Annotated in this window: 14 protein-coding genes; 2 read left to right on the forward strand and 12 right to left on the reverse strand. The window is 75.7% G+C overall.

What is annotated here, in order from left to right:
* Positions 1 to 169: 169 nt before the first annotated feature.
* Together Ae331Ps2_RS16575 and Ae331Ps2_RS16580 are read right to left on the reverse strand one after the other, a co-directional pair.
* Positions 170 to 613, reverse strand: a complete 444-nt coding sequence (locus tag Ae331Ps2_RS16575; protein ID WP_075307862.1) for an ester cyclase — start codon at positions 611 to 613, stop codon at positions 170 to 172.
* Positions 614 to 705: 92 nt separating this feature from the next.
* Complete coding sequence (locus Ae331Ps2_RS16580; RefSeq protein ID WP_075307860.1) at positions 706 to 2,136, reverse strand: NAD(P)/FAD-dependent oxidoreductase; 1,431 nt, start codon at positions 2,134 to 2,136, stop codon at positions 706 to 708.
* A gap of 251 nt (positions 2,137 to 2,387) precedes the next feature.
* Between Ae331Ps2_RS16580 and asnB the strand changes: the two genes are divergently transcribed.
* Positions 2,388 to 4,025 (forward strand): asparagine synthase (glutamine-hydrolyzing), encoded by a 1,638-nt coding sequence (asnB, locus tag Ae331Ps2_RS16585; RefSeq protein ID WP_075307858.1) that lies wholly within the window; start codon positions 2,388 to 2,390, stop codon positions 4,023 to 4,025.
* Between the two features lie 7 nt (positions 4,026 to 4,032).
* Here the strand turns inward: asnB and Ae331Ps2_RS34280 are convergent, their stop codons facing one another.
* The 7 genes from Ae331Ps2_RS34280 to Ae331Ps2_RS16625 form a co-directional block, all read right to left on the reverse strand.
* Positions 4,033 to 5,508, reverse strand: a complete 1,476-nt coding sequence (locus Ae331Ps2_RS34280) for an ATP-binding cassette domain-containing protein (RefSeq protein WP_337819528.1) — start codon at positions 5,506 to 5,508, stop codon at positions 4,033 to 4,035.
* Positions 5,505 to 6,557, reverse strand: a complete 1,053-nt coding sequence (locus tag Ae331Ps2_RS16595; RefSeq protein WP_075307856.1) for an iron chelate uptake ABC transporter family permease subunit — start codon at positions 6,555 to 6,557, stop codon at positions 5,505 to 5,507. Before Ae331Ps2_RS16595 ends, Ae331Ps2_RS34280 begins: the two co-directional genes overlap by 4 nt.
* A complete protein-coding gene (locus Ae331Ps2_RS16600) occupies positions 6,554 to 7,531 on the reverse strand; it encodes an iron ABC transporter permease (RefSeq protein WP_075307855.1) in 978 nt (325 codons plus the stop codon). The genes Ae331Ps2_RS16595 and Ae331Ps2_RS16600 overlap by 4 nt, the downstream gene beginning before the upstream one ends.
* A gap of 77 nt (positions 7,532 to 7,608) precedes the next feature.
* Positions 7,609 to 8,610, reverse strand: coding sequence for an ABC transporter substrate-binding protein (locus tag Ae331Ps2_RS16605; RefSeq protein ID WP_139319225.1), 1,002 nt, complete (start codon positions 8,608 to 8,610; stop codon positions 7,609 to 7,611).
* Between the two features lie 157 nt (positions 8,611 to 8,767).
* Positions 8,768 to 11,734 carry an LCP family protein gene (locus Ae331Ps2_RS16610; protein ID WP_139318790.1) on the reverse strand — a complete coding sequence of 989 codons (2,967 nt, stop codon included), beginning with the start codon at positions 11,732 to 11,734 and terminating at the stop codon, positions 8,768 to 8,770.
* A 185-nt stretch (positions 11,735 to 11,919) separates the two neighbouring features.
* A complete protein-coding gene (locus tag Ae331Ps2_RS16620; protein ID WP_249265594.1) occupies positions 11,920 to 12,930 on the reverse strand; it encodes a hypothetical protein in 1,011 nt (336 codons plus the stop codon).
* Between the two features lie 104 nt (positions 12,931 to 13,034).
* The gene (locus Ae331Ps2_RS16625; protein WP_233147732.1) at positions 13,035 to 13,886 is read right to left on the reverse strand and encodes a LytTR family DNA-binding domain-containing protein; all 852 of its coding nucleotides are present in this window, start codon (positions 13,884 to 13,886) and stop codon (positions 13,035 to 13,037) included.
* Between the two features lie 621 nt (positions 13,887 to 14,507).
* On the opposite strand from Ae331Ps2_RS16625, the gene mftD reads away from it, so the two are divergent.
* Positions 14,508 to 15,725 (forward strand): pre-mycofactocin synthase MftD, encoded by a 1,218-nt coding sequence (mftD, locus tag Ae331Ps2_RS16630; RefSeq protein WP_075312226.1) that lies wholly within the window; start codon positions 14,508 to 14,510, stop codon positions 15,723 to 15,725.
* 52 nt (positions 15,726 to 15,777) lie between these two features.
* Here the strand turns inward: mftD and Ae331Ps2_RS16635 are convergent, their stop codons facing one another.
* The 3 genes from Ae331Ps2_RS16635 to Ae331Ps2_RS16645 all read right to left on the reverse strand — a co-directional run bounded on the left by Ae331Ps2_RS16635 (position 15,778) and on the right by Ae331Ps2_RS16645 (position 19,014).
* Positions 15,778 to 16,671: an oxidoreductase gene (locus Ae331Ps2_RS16635; protein ID WP_075307852.1), complete on the reverse strand. Its 894-nt coding sequence runs from the start codon at positions 16,669 to 16,671 to the stop codon at positions 15,778 to 15,780.
* A gap of 79 nt (positions 16,672 to 16,750) precedes the next feature.
* Positions 16,751 to 18,157 (reverse strand): PepSY domain-containing protein, encoded by a 1,407-nt coding sequence (locus Ae331Ps2_RS16640; RefSeq protein ID WP_083695644.1) that lies wholly within the window; start codon positions 18,155 to 18,157, stop codon positions 16,751 to 16,753.
* The gene (locus tag Ae331Ps2_RS16645) at positions 18,154 to 19,014 is read right to left on the reverse strand and encodes a DUF5134 domain-containing protein (RefSeq protein WP_075307851.1); all 861 of its coding nucleotides are present in this window, start codon (positions 19,012 to 19,014) and stop codon (positions 18,154 to 18,156) included. The genes Ae331Ps2_RS16640 and Ae331Ps2_RS16645 overlap by 4 nt, the downstream gene beginning before the upstream one ends.
* Positions 19,015 to 19,175 lie beyond the last annotated feature (161 nt).

Raw genomic sequence — 19,175 nt, forward strand, 5'->3', positions numbered from 1 at the left:
AGACATCGCCACGACCTGCGGGAACCCCCTCTTCAGGGCGTGTCGGGCCTGGTCACGGCCTTCCGTGGCGCTGTTCACCGCACCCGGGCGACCGCCCGTCGCACATTCGACGAGTGGGGCTGTTGCCGCAGGTCAGCGCGATGATGCAGCGGAAGCGGTGACGACGGGCTCACCCGTCGAGCACGGAGCGCAGTCCCGCGAGATCCCAGAGGGTCCGGACCTCGTCGATCCGGCCCTGCCGGACCCGCACCAGCTGCACCGCCAGCACCTCCGCCGCGCGCCCGGTGGGGGCGAGCCCGGGCAGCAGCCACGGCAGCTCCCGGTCGTGGGTGAAGCCGACGCGGACCTCGTCGACGACCCGGCGGACGTCGACGGTGCGGGACAACCGGGTCCGGGTCAGCCCGGACGGCCGGGCAGCGGCGACGGCGGCCAGGTGCGCGGCGACCGCGTCCCGGCCGTGGCCCCCGGCGCGGGTGGGCAGCTCGGTCCAGCGCACGTCGGCAGCCAGCGCGGCCGTCGCCGGGCCGGGGTCCCCGTCGTCGTAGAGCGCGCCGGCCGCGGTGTCCCAGAGCCGCGCGATGTCACGCATCAGGACCTGCATCGCCGGGGTCACCCGAGCACGGTGCCACGTCGCGACCCACCCCCGCACGCGACGACGCCCGGAGGCGCGTGCCCCCGGGCGTCGGTCGTGGTGCGTGGGCCCGTTCAGGCCGTGGCGGCCGGGCGCTCGTCGGGCGCCGGTGGCGAGCCGGGCGAGACCCGCGGGTCCAGCTCGGCGCGCTCGTCGGTCTCGGCGCCCAGCGGCTTCTCGGGGTCGACCGCCTTGTCGTAGGAGGCGGTGACGCTGATCAGCCGGTGCCCGCGGTAGCGGGCGTAACGCAGCGACCGCAGCCAGTTGTAGAGCGTGCCGAAGCGGTTGCCCCAGCCGATCAGGAACATCACGTGCACGTAGCACCAGATGAAGTACCCGATCCAGCCGGTGAGCTTGATGCCGCGCACGTCGGCGACGGCCTCGCGCGCGCCGATCGTGGCCATCGAGCCCTTGTCGAAGTAGCGGAACGGGGCCGGGGTGGTGTCGTCGCCCTTGGCCCGCGCCTTGATCAGCTTGCCGACGTAGGTGCCCTGCTGCATCGCGACCTGCGCGACACCGGGCAGCCGGTCGATGGTGGAGACCATGTCGCCGATGGCGAACACGTCGCTGCGGCCCGGCAGGCTGCAGTCCGGGTCGACCGCCAGGCGCCCGGCCCGGTCGACCTCGCCGCCGGAGGCCTTCGCGAGCAGCTCGGCCAGCGGGGACGCCTGCACACCGGCGGCCCACACCTTGGTGCGGGCGACGATGCGCTCCTCGCCGTTCGGGCCCTTGACCGTGATGGAGTCGGCGTCCATGTCGGTCGCCATGGTGTTCAGGCGGACCTCGATGCCCTTCTTCTCCAGGGTCTTGCGGGTGTAGTCCTGCAGCTTCTTCGCGAACGGCGGGAGCACCGCCGGCGCCGCGTCGAGCAGGATGATCCGCGCGGAACGGGTGTCGATCGACCGGTACTCGCGGGGCAGCACGTACTGCGCCAGCTCGGCCAGCTGACCGGCCAGCTCGACACCGGTGGGGCCGGCGCCGACGACCACGAAGGTCATCCACGCCTGCTTCTCCTCCTCGGTCGTCGCGACCTCGGCGAGCTCGTAGGCACCCAGGATGCGCGAGCGCAGCAGCCGGGCGTCCTCGATCGACTTCATGCCGGGGGCGTGCTCGGCCCACTCCGGGTGCCCGAAGTAGGCGTGCGTGGCGCCCGCGGCGACGACGAGGGTGTCGTAGGGCGGCGTGATCCGTTGTCCGTCCGGCGCGGCCGCGTGCACGACCTTGGCCTCGAGGTCGATGTCGCCGACCTCGGCGAGCAGGGTGCGCACGTTGCGCTGCTTCTTCAGCACCCGGCGCAGCGCCGGGGCGGTCAGGCCGGGGGACAGGATGCCCGTCGCCACCTGGTAGAGCAGCGGCTGGAACAGGTGGTGGTTCGTGCGGTCGACGATGGTCACGTCGACATCGGCGCCCTTGAGCGCCTTGGCGGCCTGCACACCGCCGAACCCTCCGCCGACGATCACGACCTTGTGCCGGCCCTGCCGCTCGTCGTGCTCTGCCGTGCTCACCTGAGTCCGCCCCTTGTCGGTCGGTCCTGGCGCGGCGTCACCGCGCACCTGCTCGATGGCCGGTGTCGGTCCCCGCCTCCGGACCCTGAGTCCTGGTGTCGGCGGTGGACGGCGGCCGTCCTGGCCGGTCTCCGACCGTACGAACCCTCGGCCGCCGGGGCAATTCGGATCGCTCCGGAAACGCCTTTCAGAGTCCGAACTCACACGGTGGGGGAACGGAAGCCGGATGCGGGCTCGCCGACCGTGCGACGATGGAGCCCATGTGCGGGATCGTGGCTGCGTTCGGTGGACCCACGGCATGGCCGGGCGGTGAGCCCGCCGACCCCGAGAAGTACGAGCGGATGCTCGCCAGGGTGGCGCACCGCGGACCCGACGACACCGGCGTGCAGGTCGTCGGGAACACCTGGCTGGGCCACCAGCGCCTGTCGATCATGGACGTCAGCGGCGGGCACCAGCCGATGTCCGACGCCGCGCGTACTGCCTGGATCGTCGGGAACGGCGAGATCTACAACCACGAGCGCATCGCCAAGGCGTTCCCGGACGGCACGGTGCGCACCAAGTCCGACACCGAGGCCGCGCTGCACGCGGTGATGTGGGACGGCCAGGCCGCGGTCGCCTCGCTCAACGGCATGTTCGCCGTCGCCATGGGGCGCACCGACGGTCCCGGGCTCGTCGCCCGGGACCCGTTCGGGGTCAAGCCGCTGTACTGGGTGCCGCCGGCAGAGTTCCGTGACGGCGGCGGTGCCGCCGGGATTGTCCCGTACACCGCGCCGGACCCGTCGGAGACGGTGCTGTTCGCCAGCGAGCTCCGTGCGTTCGACCCCGAGGACCGCCCGTACGTGCGCTCGTTCCCGCCCGGCTGCCTGTGGAGCCCGTCGTCGGGGCTGGTGCGGTTCGCCGACGCCGTGCCGGTCGAGGTCCGCCCGGCCCGCCGCGCGATCCGCCCCGGCTGGGACGACGCCGACCTGTCCCGGGTGCGCGAGGCCGTGGTGTCCGCGGTGCGCCGCCGGATGATGTCCGACGTCGGCGTCGGGGTGTTCCTGTCCGGTGGCCTCGACTCGGCGCTGGTCGCGGCCATCGCCGCGCAGGAGGCACGGGCTCGTGGCGAGCAGCTGCCCACCTTCGCCGTCGGGACCGCGGAGTCCGGCGACCTGATCGCGGCCCGCAAGGTCGCCGCGCACATCGGTTCGGACCACCACGAGGTCCTGGTGACGCCCGAGGACATCGCCGAGGCCCTCGACCACGCCGTCGAGGTCATCGAGCACTACGACCCGGCCCTGGTCCGCAGCGCCGTGCCCAACCTGATCCTCGCCCGCGAGGCGGCGAAGAAGGTCAAGGTCGTGCTGACCGGGGAGGGCGCCGACGAGCTGTTCGCCGGCTACTCCTACGTCCACGGTCCCGAGTACGCCGACCCGGACACCCTGCAGGCCGAGCTGGTCCGCTCGCTGGAGCAGCTGCACCACCTGAACCTGCAGCGCTGCGACCGGACCACCATGTACTTCGGGCTGGAGGCCCGCGAGCCGTTCCTCGACTCCGGCCTGGTCCGCGCCGCGCTGGCGCTGCCGCCGGAGTGGAAGCAGCGCCCCGGCGGCCGGCCGGAGAAGGCGATCCTGCGCGAGGCGTTCGAGGGCTGGCTGCCCGAGGACCTGCTGTGGCGCGGCAAGGAGCAGTTCGGCGACGGCTCCGGCGCCGGCACCGTGCTGGCCGAGCTGGCCGCCCGCAAGGCCGCCGCCGCGGCGGCCGCCGGGCTGACCGACGAGGTGCCCGAGCACCCGTCCGACTCCTGGCCGCTGCGCAGCGAGGAGGAGGTCCTCTACCACGGGATCTGGCGGTCCCACTTCGACGGGATCCGGCCGGACCACGTGCTCGGGGCCTTCGCGACGGCCTGAGCCCCGCTCACACCCGCGCGGCCGGTCCGACGGTGTCGGGATCCTCGGCGCGGCTCGCGCGGTCGGCCCGGGCGGCGTCGGCCAGCTCCTTCACCCCCGGGACGTCGTCGCCGTCCCAGCTGTCGGGGTCCCACAGCCCGGCGGCGGCGAGCGCCCGGCCGCAGTGCACGTAGGCGTCGTGCACGTCGACCAGCAGTGCGAGCGGCGGCGGCCGGTGCGCGGCCGGGCCCTGGCCCTCGGCGTCGGCCGGGCCCCACAGCGCCAGCACCGCGGGGTCGCGGGTCACCCGGGCGCGGCCGTGCACCCGCAGCACGTGCGTGGCGCGCGGCACGCAGAAGGTGAGTCCGATGCCGTCGTGCGCGAGCAGGTTGCGCATGCTGTCGACGCGCCGGTTGCCCGGCCGCTCCGGGACCGCGAGGCGCCGGCCGCCGTCGAGCACCCGGACCGAGCCGGGTGCGTCGCCGCGCGGGGTCACCGTGACCGTGCCGTCCGGCGCGGTGGTGCCCAGGAACACCAGCGGGGAGGCGGCGACGAACCGGGCGGCGACCTCGTCGACCCGGTCGGTGGACTTGCCCGCGACCATCGGGTGCGGCGCGGCGACCACCTCGCGCAGCTCGTCCTCGGTCCGCACCGCGTCCGGTTCGGGGGCCGGGGCGGCCGGCGTGGGAACCGGGTGGTGCCGTCCGACGGGCACGATCATCGGGGTGCCCGCGACCGGGTCGGGCACCACCCGCGACTCCATCCCGAAGACCCGGCGCACCAGGTCGGCGGTCATCGTCGTCGCGGGCGGGCCCTGCGCGACGATCGCACCGTCGGCCATCGCGATCAGGTGGTCGGCGTAGCGGCAGGCCAGGTTCAGGTCGTGCAGGACGACGACGACCGTGCTGCCCCGCTCCCGGTTCCGGTCGACGAGCAGGTCCAGCACCTCCACCGCGTGCGGCAGGTCCAGGAACGTCGTCGGCTCGTCGAGCAGCAGGGCCCCGGTGTCCTGGGCCAGCACCATCGCGATCCACACACGCTGGCGCTGACCGCCGGACAGCTCGTCGACCGGGCGGTCGGCCAGCTCCAGCACCCCGGTCGCGCGCATCGCCTCGGCGACGGCGGCGTCGTCGGCGTCGCCGCGGCCGCCGAACCAGCCCTGGTGCGGGGACCGGCCGCGTTCCACCAGGTCGGCGACGGTGATGCCGTCCGGGGCGGTCGGGGACTGCGGGAGCAGCCCGAGCCTGCGGGCCAGCTCGCGGCCGGACAGCGACCGGACGTCGGTGCCGTCGAGGCGCACGGTCCCGGCGGCCGGGGCGACGATCCGGCCCAGCCCGCGCAGCAGGGTGGACTTGCCGCAGGCGTTCGGGCCGACGATCACGGTGATCCGGCCGGGCGGGACGTGCACGGTCAGGCCGTCGACGACGACGCGCTCGTCGTAGCGCAGGACCAGGCCGTCGGCGTCCAGTGCGGGCCCGGCGGGCACGGTGGCGGGGGTGGTCACGGGGTTCCTCCGGTCCGGGAGCGGGCGAGCAGCCACAGCAGGTAGGGGGCGCCGATCGCACCGGTGACGACACCCGCGGGCAGGGCGACCTCGGCGATCAGCGTGCGGGCGACGACGTCGGCGAACAGCACCAGCGCGGCCCCGACACCGGCGGCGTGCGGCAGCGACGCCCGCCCGGGGCCGGCGAGCCGGGCGGCGAGCGGCCCGCTGACGAGCGCGACGAACGACACCGGCCCGGCCGCGGCGACCGCGGCCGCCACGAGCAGGACGGCCACCGCCAGCAGCGCGCCCCGGGCCCGGCCGACGGGCAGCCCGAGCGCGGTCGCGGTGTCGTCACCGAGCTCCAGGCGGGGCAGCGCACGGGCCAGCAGCAGCGCCGCGGGTACGAGCACCGCGCAGGCCGTCGCCAGCGGGACCGCGGTCGACCAGCCGGTCTCGGTGACGCTGCCGGTCAGCCAGACCAGTGTCTGCTGCGCCGTGGTCAGCGACGCGGTGATCATCAGGTAGGAGACGACGGCCATCGCGGCCGACCCGATCCCGACCCCGACCAGCACGAAGCGGGTACCGCCGAGGCCGTCGCGGCGGGCCAGGACGGCGACGAGCAGCGCCGCCGCGACGGCGCCCAGCACCGCACCGGCCGAGGTCCCGGTGGCGGACAGACCGAGCACGATCGAGGCGGTCACCGCACCGACGGCGGCGCCGGCACCCACACCGATCACGTCCGGGCTGGCCAGGGTGTTGCGCAGCACCCGCTGGAACAGCGCCCCGGCCAGGCCGAGGGCCGCGCCGACCAGGAGCGCGGTCAACGCGCGCGGCATCCGCAGCCGCAGCACCACCAGCTCGGTGCGCGGCGTGCCGAGCCCGGTCAGCGCGGCCAGCACGTCGCCGGGCCCGAGGCCCTGTGCACCCACCGAGAGGGAGGTGACGAACGCGGCGAGCACGGCGACGGTGACGGCGAGCCCGGCCGTCGTACGACGGCGCCGGGCCCGGGCCCGGATCCGGCGCAGCACCGCGGTGGGATCCCCGACGGGGACGGTCCCGGTGCTCATCGCAGGAACCTCCGCCGCCGGACCAGCGCGACGAACAGCGGGGCGCCGACGACGGCCGTCACCACCCCGGCCTGGACCTCGCCCGGCGGGGCGACGACCCGGCCGAGCACGTCCGCGGCCAGCAGCAGGACGGGTCCGGCGAGCGCCGCCAGCGGCAGCACCACCCGGTGGTCGGTCCCGGCGAGGCGGCGCACCAGGTGCGGCACGGCGAGCCCGAGGAAGGCGATCGGCCCCGCGGCTGCGGTCGCGGCCCCGGCCAGCACGACCAGGGCCACTCCGCACACGGCGCGGTCGGTCCCGACCGGGCGGCCGAAGGACCGGGCGACGTCGTCGCCGAGCGCCAGCGCGTTCAGCCGCGGACCGCAGGTCAGGGCCAGTGCGAGCCCGGCGACGACGAACGGGGCCGCCTGCGCTGCGATCCCGAGGTCCCGGCCGGCGACCGAGCCGACCTGCCAGAACCGGTAGTCGTCGAAGGCCTGGGGGTCGGTGAGCAGGAACAGGATGGTGATCGACTGCAGGCCCGCGGCGAGCGCGGCGCCCGCCAGGGCGAGTGTCGCGGGGGAGACGCTGCCGCGGCGGCCGATGCCGGCCACCCCGGCGACGACGACGGCCGCCACCGCCGCCCCGGCGAAGCCGAACCAGACGTAGCCGCTGAGGGTGTCGACGCCGAGCAGCGCGATCCCGAGCACGACGGCCAGGGCGGCGCCGGTGTTGAGCCCGAGGATGCCGGGCTCGGCGATCGGGTTGCGCGTCATGCCCTGGGCGAGCACTCCGGCCACACCGAGCGCGGCCCCGGCCAGGACCGCCAGCACCGTGCGCGGCAGCCGCACCTCGGTGACCACGAGCGCGTCCGGGGAGGTCCGGTCGACGGCCCCGGTCAACACGTCCAGCACGAACCCCGGCGCGAGCGGCCGGGCACCGACCAGCAGGCCGAGCGCGGCCACGGCCAGCAGGGCGACGGTCAGGCCGGCCACGGCGGGCCACCGCCGCCGCTGGACCGTCGCCGGCGCATCCGGAGGGGACGGGACGGTGGGCGTGGCCGTCGGGGCGGTCACCGCGCCTTCGCCGCTGCGTCCGCGAGCTGGCCCACGGTGCGGTCGAGGGCGTAGCGCCAGCCGTCGACCGAGGCGCTGGAGAAGGCCTGGGACACGTCGCGGTCCGACAGCAGCACACCGCGCCCCGCGGCGACCGACGGCACGGCCTTCCACAGCGGGTCGTTCGCGATGGCCGAGGTGTCCTTCGAGATCGCCTGCATGACGGTGACGTCGGCGTCGAGGAGGTTCATCCGCTCCCGCGAGATCGGGACCGAGAAGCCGTCGGTGCGCTGCGACTCGATCTGCGGGGCGTTGACCATGCCCAGCTCCTTCAGGAACGCCAGGCGCCCGGAGTCGCCGGTGTAGGCGGCGTACTCGCCGAGGGTGTTGCGGGCCCCGGACACGACGGTGGCGCCCTGCAGCTGCGGGTGCTGCGCGCGGGCGTCGGCGAAGCGCTGCTCCAGGTCGGCCTGCGCGCGCGCCGCCTCCTGCGGCTTGCCGACCGCGGCCCCGACCATGCGGAGCTGGTCGCGCCAGGTCGTCTTGTAGTTCTCGCCGCCGGCCGGGATGCCGATCACCGGCACGCCCAGCTGGGTCAGCCGGTCGTGGCGCTCCCGGTCGCCGGAGGAGCGGGTGTCGAGGATCAGGTCCGGGTCCAGGGCCGCGACGGCCTCCAGGTCGACCTCGAGCGTGCCGAGGATCTGCGGCGGGGTGGTGTAGCGGGCCTGCACCCACGGTCCGAGGCCGTCACCGCCGACGGCCAGCCAGTCCGCGGCCCCGACCGGCTCGACGCCCAGGGCCAGCGCGGTCTCGGCGTCGCTCCACCCGAGGGCGACGACCCGGCGGGGCTGCTCGGGGACGGTGACGTCGCCGAACGCGGTGGGGACCGTCACCGGGAACGCACCGTCCCCGGACGGGGTGGTCCCCGACGGTGTGGTCCCGGGCTCTGGTGAGCCGCATCCGGCCAGCAGCATCAGCACGATGAGCAGGCCGGAGAACAGGGGGAGCGTTCGTCGCACGGAAGGGCCGCCTTTCCACTTCACAGGTGACCCTCACTTCATCATCTCGGTACGGCGGACGGAAGAGCGGACCGCAGCCGTGTGTGCCACAGATGCCGCCGGGCGGCCGCAGCGGGGCTCCGACGGCCTCGACCGTGACGGCTCGGCTGCGGCGGGCTCAGTTCTGGTCGGGGCGGAGACCGTCGACCTGCTCGGAGCCGGTCGCGGACGGCTCCTGCGAGTTCCCGGGCTCGGCCCCGGCGGGGACGTCGGCCGCGCCGGTCGCTGCGCAGGACTCCTCGACCGACTGCGGCCGGGCCGCGGCCGGGTCGGGGGTCGGCGACGCGCTCGACGAGGACGACCGGGACGACCGGGACGACTCCGAGCTCGTCGACGGCTGCGTCGTCGGGGCGGCGAGTGACGGTGCGGTCCCGGGCGCCGGCTCCGGGGGCGGGTCGGCGATGGCGTTGCGGACGACCTCGCGCATGTAGGGGACGTCCGGGTCGGCGGTGACGAAGTAGCCCGTCGAGGAGTTCGGGTCCGGCAGCGACGGGTCGAACGCGACGCTCTCCAGCCGGAACCCCTCGTCGGCCAGGACGGCCAGCGCGGGCAGCACCTGCTGGGGCATGTCGGTGGCCACGTTGTCCCGGGTCACCGCGGCGATGCTCTGGAACCGGGAGATCAGCTCGGTCGCGGTCGTCTGCGAGATGACGGCCTGGATCAGGCAGCGCTGGCGGCCCATTCGCTGGTAGTCGGTGCCGTCACGGCGGGAACGGGCGAACCACAGCGCGTCCTCGCCGCCCAGGGTCTGCACCCCGGGGCTGATGTAGCGGTCCGGGGTGACGTGCCGGCCGAACGCGGTGACGCCACCGACCGGGATCGGCTCGGGCCCGACGTTCACGGTGACCCCGCCGACGGCGTCGATCATGGAGGAGAACCCGGCCATGTTGACCTCGAGGTAGTAGTCCAGCGGCAGGCCGGTCATGTACGCGATCGAGGACTGGAGCAGGTTGATACCGGGCGAGGAGGTCGGTCCCGACGGGGCGATCTCCGGGTGCTGCTCGGCGTAGGCGTAGATGGCGTTGAGCAGGTAGTCGCCCGACAACGGCTGCGACGGGTCGTGGAAGCCGTTCGGGAACTTCTCCGCGGCCGGGCTGCCCGGCGGGAACTCGGCCCGCTGGATGTTGCGGGGCAGGCTGAACAGCGTCGTCCGGCCGGAGCGGGTGTCGATGCTGGCGACCATCATGGTGTCGGTACGGGTGCCGGTCCGGTCGTCGCCGGCGTCGCTGCCCAGCAGCAGCACGTTGAGCCGGGGCTTGCCCAGCGCCTCGGCCGCCGAGGTCCCGCCGCCCTGGAACAGCGAGTTCAGCAGCCCGCGCTGGGAGTTGACCAGCTCGACGCCGTAGCCGAACGGGACGGCGACGGCGAGGCACAGCAGGGCCGCTGTCCCGGTGCCGACGATCTTCTGGCCGAGCGGCATCCCGCGCGGCCGGGCCAGCGCGTAGGTCCGCGCGACCTGGGCGATCCAGGCGATGCCGGCGACCACCAGCGCGCCCGCGATGACGGTCAGCGTGGTCGTCGACAACAGGTTCTGCAGCAGCGTCGACCGCCGGGCCAGCAGCGCCACCGCCGCCAGCCCGACGACGATCGCGACCAGCGTGCCGAGGATCAGCCCGCCGGTACGACGACGGCGCAGCGCGAGATGGCCGCTGCCGGGCACCACGGTGGACGCCGCGGTGAGGCCGAGTGCGGCGGCGAGGGTGCGCCGCGCGGGGTCGGGCGCGGCCGGCGGGCCGGCGGGCGGGGCCAGCGCGGTCTCGCCGTCGCCGTAGTCGTCGTCGCCGTGGCCGTCGACGCTGCCGTCCCGGGCGGGCCGGTTCCAGGATGCCGCGGCGCCGGCCGCTGCGGAGCCTGCCGTGCCTGCTGTGCCTGCCGCGGCACCGGCGGCCAGGCCGGGGCGCGGCGGCCGCGGCGGGGCGGGACGTGCGGCGTCGCGCGCGGGTTCCGGTGTGGCGCCACCCGGACCGGCCGGGCGTGCGTCGGCAGGTCGCCCCTGCGGGCCGTCCGGCCGGCCGCCTTCGGGCCTGCCGCTGTCGGGCCGGCCGGGGACGGCGTCCGGGCGGACCGCGCCGGAGGACCGCGCACCGGATCCGGCGGGGGCACCGGGGGCACCGGGGGCACCGCCGGGCCGGCCGCCGGAACGCGGGTCGGGGCCGCCGGGGCCACCGGGACGGGCGTCACCGGGGTGCCGGGGCCCACCCGGCGGCACCGGCCCGGGTCCGGACCGCCCCGGGCCGCTCGGGGCCGAGGGTGCGCCGGGGCGCGACGGTGCGTCCGGGCGCGAACCACCGGACACGGCGCCACCGGACACGGCGCCACCGGGACGGTCGCCGGGCCGGCGCGGGACGATCGGCAGCTCGCCGCTCAGCCGGGCCGCGCGGTCGCGCTCCTGCGGCGGGGCGTCGGGCTCGGACGCGCGGTGCCGCCGGTGCTCGGCGGCGGTGTCCGGCCGGCCGGGGACCTTCACGGTCTCTCCGATGCCGCGGCGGGTCGCGCGGATGGACCGGATGTCGGTGGGCCTGCTGTCGCTGTGCCCACCACGGCCCGGGGCCTCCGACCGCGTCGACCGGGACGTCCAGGCGGCGGCCCGCCGGGCGGCGGCCCGGGCCTCGCGCTCGCGCCGGGGGAGCCAGGACTCGTCCTCGGCGGGACGCCCGGCTCCGTCCGGCCGGCCGGGACGCCCGCGGTCGGGACGCGCCGCGGGACCGGTTCCCGGGCGCTGGTCACCGGCGGGCGGACGCGGCGCACCGGTGGCGGGCGGCCCGGGACGTCGCGGGCCGCCCGACGGCTCCTGGGGCGGCCTGCCGGATCGGGGTGGTCTGCGGTCGCCGGGCCTACCGGACTGCGGGGCCGGGGCCCCGGCAGACCCGGGTGGGGGAGCGGCGCCGCCACGGGGGTGCGGCGGCGGGGTGTCGCGACGGTCGTGCGGCGGGACCTCGGCGCGGTCCCGGGGCGGCGGGCCGCCGTGCCGTGCCTCGTCCCGCAGGTGCGGACGGTCGTCGCGGCGGGCGTGATCGGGAGGGCCGGGTCGTCGTGGCCGGTCCGGACCGGTCGGGCGGGAGCCCTCCGGCGGTCGTTCGTCCACCCGGAGCACCCCCTTCACTGGTCGGCACGGGCAGGACGGCCGTGCCGCGCGGAGGAGCGGCACGTGCCTGCGCACCCGGCGGCGACGACGGCGCTCGGGTTCCGGTGAGAGTACTTGCCGTGATCACGATCTCGATGGGCGGCCACCCACCCGGGAGGGGCTTCCGGACAGGGGGGACACACCCGTCACTGGTAGGACACGAAGACCGGCGACTCGGGCCGGACGGCATAGGTCTCACGCGGGGTGAAGGTCGGCCGGTCCTCGTCGATGAAGTTCTTCCAGCCCCACCACAGACCCTGCGGGCGGGGCGCGGCGTGCAGCGCGTTCCAGGTCTCGGTCTTCTCCTGGCGGGTGCCGTAACCGTCGGCGTGCAGCACGGTCGCGAGCTCGCGGTGGGAGGTGACCACGGTCTGCCGGTCGGAGATCATGGAGACCCGGAACTGGTGGATCAGGAACACCTTCTGCGGCAGCCCCTTCTCGCGCACCAGCGCGGCCAGCCACTCCGAGGTCCGGTTGATCTCCGCTGCGGTCACGGACCCGATCTGCGCGCCGTGACGCTGGCCCGGCTCCAGCCGCCACTCGGGGTCGAGCGCGAGCCCGACGTGCGGCTGCGCGAGCAGCTCGGCGTAACGCTTCGCCTGGGTCGTGAAGTCGGTGGTGCCGGGCTGCAGGTCCAGCACCACGTAGACGCCGGCCTTCCCGGCCTGCTCGACCCACGGCCGCAGCTCGTCGACGCTCATCTCCGCGGAGTAGTCGCCGTCCGGGCCGGGGACGCGGTCGGCGACCGTCGTGATGATCTCGAACGCCGGCACGACGGGCTCGCGTACGAGCGGCTGGAAGTCGGCGGCGAGGTCCTTCGCGCGGGCGATCGAGCGCGGCAGGTCCTGCTCGCCGAGGACGCCCATCGACGGGGTGCCCGGGTGGCCGTAGAGCGCGGCCATCCGGCGGCCCGGGAAGACCTCGGTGCCGCCGCCGGGCAGCTCCGGCACCGCGGGCGCGGCGGAGGTCGGCGCCGGCTGCGCGGGGGCCGGCGGGGGCGGCGCGGCCGGGGCCGGGGCAGCGGCGGAGGAACAGCCCGCGACCACCGCGCAGGCCGTCAGCAGCGCCAGGAGCAGCACCGGCGGACGTGCGCGCCACCCGGGGCGACGACGGTTCGTGACGGACAGGACGTGCGAGAACTCACCCGAGATGGACACCGGTCACCAGGCTAGGCGACAGGATCACGCACGGCAGTCCGAACGGTCACCGGGCGTGTCGGTGATGCGACGGGCCGTGGCCCGCCGCGGTCATCCGCCCCGGGTCAGCGCGGGACGACGGGCCCGTCCGGGCCGTCCTCGGGCCCGCGCTGCGGCCGCGGCGGCCGGCCCCGCAGGATCCGCTTGAGGCCCGCGGTGTGCCGGCGGCTGACGGGCAGCTCGACCGCGCTGGGCCCGTTGCCGAGGCGGACGACGTACCCCGACCCGGACATGCGCAGCTCGGTGATCAGCGGCAGCGACACCAGGTAGGCACGGTGGATCCGGACGAACCCGGCCTCGCCCCAGCGCTCCTCCAGCACCGAGACCGGGATGCGGACCAGGTGGCTGCCCTCGTTGGTGTGCAGCCGGGCGTAGTCGCCCTGGGCCTCGACGAACCGGATCGAGGAGCGGGGGACCAGCTTCGTGGTGCCGGCCAGCTCCACCGGCACGACCTCGTCGTCGGTGGTCGCGGCCGGGGCGCCCCGGCGGGCGACCGGTGGCGCGGCCGCGCCACCCGGATCGGCGCCGTGGCGGGCGGGCGCCGCGGGCGGGCCGTTCTCGGCCCGCCGGGCCGCGCGCAGTGCCAGGGTGCGGTCCAGCGAGCCGGACAGCCGCTCGGTGCGCAGGGGCTTGAGCAGGTAGTCGACGGCACCGACCTCGTAGGCGTCGACGGCCCGGTCGTCGTGGGCGGTCACGAACACCACCGGCGGCGGGTCGGCCATCGCGTTCAGCACCCGGGCGAGCTCCAGGCCGTCGAGGCCGGGCATCCGGATGTCGAGGAACACGACGTCGACGGTCGGGGTGGTCGCGTCGGCCTGCGAGCCGTGCAGGATGCGCAGCGCCTCCGTGGCGTTCGGCGCGGTCAGCGCGGTCTCGACCCGCTGGTCCTCGCCGAGCAGGTGCGCCAGCTCGAGCAGGGCCGGTTCCTCGTCGTCGACGGCGAGGACGGTGAGCCGGGTCCCCGCCGGGGCGGCGGGGGACGGCTGCGGCGGCTCCGGGGCGCGGAGCTGACCCGGGACCCCGATGGGCCGGTGGTTGCTCGCGGCGCCGTACCCGGGCTGCAGCACATGGCCGACCGGGCCGGGCGTCGCGCCCGAAGCGTGCCCACCCCGCGCGTGGCTGTACACGGCTCCTCCTTGCCGCGGGCACACCGCCCGCTGACCGGTGACTGCGGGCACACCGTAGCGAGACCGCGGAGCGTCACCGACGGCCGGTCCCGCCTCGCGCCCCACACGATCCGGGGTGGGCCGTCGGAGGGGGCGTGACAGCGGAGCGTCACGAGTCGTGGCTGCCGGTCGTGTCAGCGGCGCCGTCCGGCCGGGGGGAGCGGACCGGGTCGGCGTCGTGGCTGGTCGGGCGGAGGGTCGTACCCTCGCCGATCGGACGGGCTGTGGGTGGGTGTCATTGTGGCACTCGGTGCCGAAACGCTACCGTGCGTGAGAACCGCCACGTGGGACCGTTTCGTATCCGGTCGGCGTGTCGGACCGGCCGTGACCGACGACGGCCGGGCGCACACCTCCGACTGCGAAGGGGCAGCCATGGCGAGCACGAAGGACTGGTTCGAGACGGTCGCGGAGGCGCAGCGACGGGCGCGCAGGCGCCTGCCGAAGTCGGTCTACTACGCGCTGGTCGCCGGCGCGGAGCAGGGGATCACGCTGGCGGACAACGTCGCCGCCTTCGACGAGCTCGGCTTTCGCCCGCACATCGCGGGGCTCCCGCCGCAGCGGGACCAGAAGACGACCGTGATGGGCCAGGAGATCGACCTCCCGGTCCTGATCTCGCCGACCGGCGTCCAGGCCGTCGACCCGGAGGGCGAGGTCGCCGTCGCGCGGGCCGCGCACAGCTCCAACATCCAGAACCCGCTGAACCCCGAGCAGACCGTGTCGACGGCCATGGGGCTGTCGTCGTTCGCGTCCCGCTCGGTCGAGGACGTCTGCGCCGTCCACGACAAGGTCTTCTTCCAGGTCTACTGGGCCGGGTCCAAGGAGGACATCCTCGAGCGCGCCCTGCGTGCGAGGCGGGCGGGCGCCAAGGGCCTCATCGTGACCCTCGACTGGACCTTCGCCACCCGCCGTGACTGGGGCAGCCCGCCCATCCCGGAGAAGGTCGACGTCAAGGCCGCGCTGCAGTTCGCGCCCGAGATGATCACCAAGCCGCGTTACCTGCTGGACTGGGCGAAGTCCGGGAGGATCCCGGACCTGAAGGCCCCGAACATGGCGCCCCCCGGCGGCGGTGAGGCCCCCACCTTCTTCGGCGCCTACGGCGTCTGGTGGACCACCCCGTTGCCGACCTGGGACGACATCGCCTGGCTCCGCGAGAAGTGGGGCGGCCCGTTCATGGTCAAGGGCATCATGCACCCCGACGACGCTCGCCGCGCCGTCGACGCGGGCGCCACCGCGATCTCGGTGTCCAACCACGGCGGCAACAACCTCGACGGCACCCCGGCCGCGATCCGGGCGCTGCCCGCGATCGTCGACGCCGTCGGGGACCAGGTCGAGGTCGTGATGGACGGCGGCATCCGCCGCGGCGGCGACGTCGTCAAGGCGCTCGCGCTCGGGGCCCGCGCGGTCCTCATCGGCCGCGCCTACCTGTGGGGCATGGCCGCGCAGGGCGAGCGCGGGGTCACCAACGTCCTGTCGGTCCTCTACAAGGGCATCGACGAGGCGCTGCTGGGCCTGGGGAAGAAGTCGATCCACGAGCTCTCCCGCGACGACCTGATCGTCCCGGAGAACTTCACCCGCGTCTCCAAGTTCTGAGCGTCCGGCTGGTGCGGGGCCCGGCGCGACCGGGCCCCGCACCACCGTCGGTTCAGAGCGGGAACGTGACCCGGGTCAGCTCCTCGGCGCGCTCCCAGAGCGCCCGCTGCATCCGCCGGTCGTGCGAGGCCGCGGTGGACCCGACCGGGCGCGGGTTGCCGCGCGTCTCGCCGATGCCGTCCGGTCCGATGTAGGCGCCGCCGGGCAGATCCGGGACGGTCGCGGCGAACAGCGTCGGCAGCGCCCCGGCCACCGCGGACTGGGCGACCACCTTGTTGAGCACGCCCATCAGCGCGTCCTGGACGGACTCGGTGCGCGACTGCAGGTTGGTCGCCGCGTACCCGGGGTGTGCGGCCATCGAGCGCAGCCGCGACCCGGCCGCCACGAACCGGTGCTCCAGCTCGTAGGCGAACATCAGGCAGGCGAGCTTCGACTGGCCGTAGGCGGTCCAGCGCTCGTAGCGGCGACGCTCGAAGTTCAGGTCGTCGATGCCGATCCGGCCCATCCGGTGGACCACGCTGGACAGCGTCACGACGCGGTCGGTGATCCGGTCGGCCAGCAGACCGGTCAGCGCGAAGTGGCCGAGGAAGTTGACACCGAGCTGGGTCTCGAAGCCGTCCGCGGTGCGGGAGAACGGCACCGCCATCAGCCCGGCGTTGTTGACGAGCACGTCGGCGGTGCCCTCGAACCCGGCGGCGAACTCGCGGACCGAGGTGAGGTCGCCCAGGTCGAGCCGGCGCACCGAGACCGCACCACCCAGCTCGGAGGCGATCTCCTCGCCGCGCGTGGTGTTCCGCACGGCCAGCACGACGCGTGCACCGGCCTGCACCAGGGCCCGGGTGGTCTCCAGCCCGAGGCCGCTGGTGGCGCCGGTGACGATCACGGTCCTGCCCTGCTGGGGCGGGATGTCCGCCGTCGTCCAGGGGGCGGGTGAGGTCCGGAACACGGGGGGACTCCTTCACGGGGGACGGGTCCCCAGGTCTACCCGGTCGGCCCGGGTCCCGCCCGCCCACACCCCGGACGGGTCAGCCCGCCACCTCGGCGGCCCGCCGATCGCGCCGGGCCGAGACCAGGGCGTCGACGAGCAGGAACACGATCAGCGAGACCCCCAGCACCGGCAGGACCAGCCCGGCCGCCACCGCGGCGAACCCGACCAGCGCCACCGCGGCGGGGGAAGGCCGCTCCCGCGACCCGGGCGGTCCGGCGAGGCCACGCGAACCGTCAGGCCGGGTCGGTCTGCGCAGCCACCACATCCGGTAGCCCCACACGACCAGCACGACCACGGCGCAGGCGAGCGCGGCGAGCGCCACCAGGTTGACCGTGCCGAACAGCAGGCCCATGTGCGCGTCGATGCCCCAGCGGGCGAGCTTCGCCGCGACCGGCCAGTCCGCGAAGGCGAGCCGGTCGGTGACCGTCCCGGTCGCCGGGTCCACGGCCACGGAGTCCTGCTGCGACGGCCAGCTGCGCACCGTCTGCTGGACCTTCCAGGCCTCCCCGGGGTCGCCCGGGGTGAGCTCCACCGGCCCGGCGAGGCCGTCGGCGCGGGCGGCGTCGAGGACCCGCTGGGCGACGGCGGGGACCGCCTGCGGGGCGACCGCGCCCGTCGCGGAGCCCGCCACGGGCGCGGTCGCGTCGCCACCGGCGGCGGGCAGCGTGCTGCTGACCGACGGCGTCGTCCAGTCCAGGGCGGTGCGCAGCGCGCTCACGTTGGCCCCCGCGAACTGCGACCAGGTCAGGCCGGTCGCGGCGAGGAACAGGAACCCGACCGAGGCCCAGACGCCCACCGCGCCGTGCCAGGACCGCAGCCGCGACCGCGACGAGCCGCCGGTCCGCGGCAGCAGCCGCTCACGGCGTCGTCGTACCCGGCGGGTCACCTGCACAACGAGGCCGGACAGCGTGAGCACGGCCAGCCAGGACGCCGCGAGCTCGGTGTAGACCTGCCCGGGCGGGCCCAGCAGCAGCGAGCGGTGCAGGTTGTCGATCACCCCGCGGGCCGGGAGCCACTCGGCGTAGGTGTCGAGGGTGGCCCGCACCTGCGCGGTGTACGGGTCGACGAACACGGTACGGCTGTAGCTCTCGGGCAGGTCGGCGTCGAACGACACCCGGGTCGTCGCACCGGGCTCGCGCGCGGGCCGGATCTCGGTGACGGGCAGGCCCGGCTGGGTCGCGACGGCCGCCTCGACCTGCCGGGACAGCGGGAGCTCCGGGCCGCTGACCGGGGCGGTCAGCGCGTCGGCGTAGAGCCAGCGCTCGATCGGCGGCGACAGCGTGTAGAGCAGCCCGGTCAGGGCCGCGACGAGCAGGAACGGGCCGACGAACAGCCCGGCGTAGAAGTGGATCCGGGTGACGAGGCCCTTCAGGCCCCGGAACAGCGGCGGGCGCCCGGGCGGCGGGACGGGAGTCCCGGGCCGGGTGTCGAGGCCGGCGCTCACCAGCCCGCCACCATCGCCGCGAGCATGACGACCATGCCGAGGCTCATCGCCGCGTGGCAGGCGGCGTCGGAGCGCGCGCCCAGCCGGCGCGCCGGTGCCGTCGGGGCCTCGACCCGCTCGGCGACCGCGGTGGTCGTGCCCCCCGTGCCCGCTGTGCCCGTCGCCTCTGCCGTCCCACCGACCTCGGCCGGCGCCGTCCGCGCGGCACCGACCGCCGTGCCCCCGGCGGGGTCGGCGCAGTCGCAGGCGGCGGGGTCGGTCGCGTCGCCGGTCGCGCGGGCGTCGTCGGGGGTCAGCGGGTCCCCGGCGACGCGGTCGTGGCTCAGCGCGCGGGCACCCCAGTACCCGGCGGCGGCCAGCAGCACGGCGCACAGCGCCACGGTCACCGAGACCGCCCATCCGGCCGGGCCCGCCGCGTGGGCGGTCCCGGACATGTCCATGGCGTCGCCGCCGCCGTGGTGGGCGTGGGCACCGCCGCCGCCCGCGGCTTCCGCCGGCGAGGCCATGATCAGCGGCATCGCGGCCAGCATCCAGACCATCGCCGCGGCCATCAGCGCGTGCGCCGCGCCCGCGAGCCGTCCCGAGGGGCCGCAGGGAATCCCGCGGGAGGCGGTGACCAGGAAGAACACGCCCAGGACACCGAACAGGACGATCTGGGTCCACAGGCCGGCGCTGCCGTACCAGGTCCAGGTCATGACGACCATCGCCGCGCTCATCAGCAGGTGGGCGAGCTCCGCGGTGCGGTGCGCGGCGGAGCGGCGCTCCGAGACCGCGGTGGCCCAGCGGGCCAGGGCGTAGAACCCGGTCGCGGCGAACAACGCCGTCAGGGCCCAGGCCAGCGGCAACGACGAGATCACAGGTCCTCCTCGGGGGCGGGGGAGGTGCGGGGGCGCACGACGGGAGTGGTCGTCGGCGCGGCCCGTCCGGTTCCCGCCGGTACCCCTCCGGCGGGTGCGACGCCGGTCACCCCCGTCGTGGGGGGACGGCACGCGGCGGCGGTCCGGGTGGAGCGGTCGGG

The organism is Pseudonocardia sp. Ae331_Ps2, from assembly GCF_001932405.1.
GTDB lineage: Bacteria > Actinomycetota > Actinomycetes > Mycobacteriales > Pseudonocardiaceae > Pseudonocardia.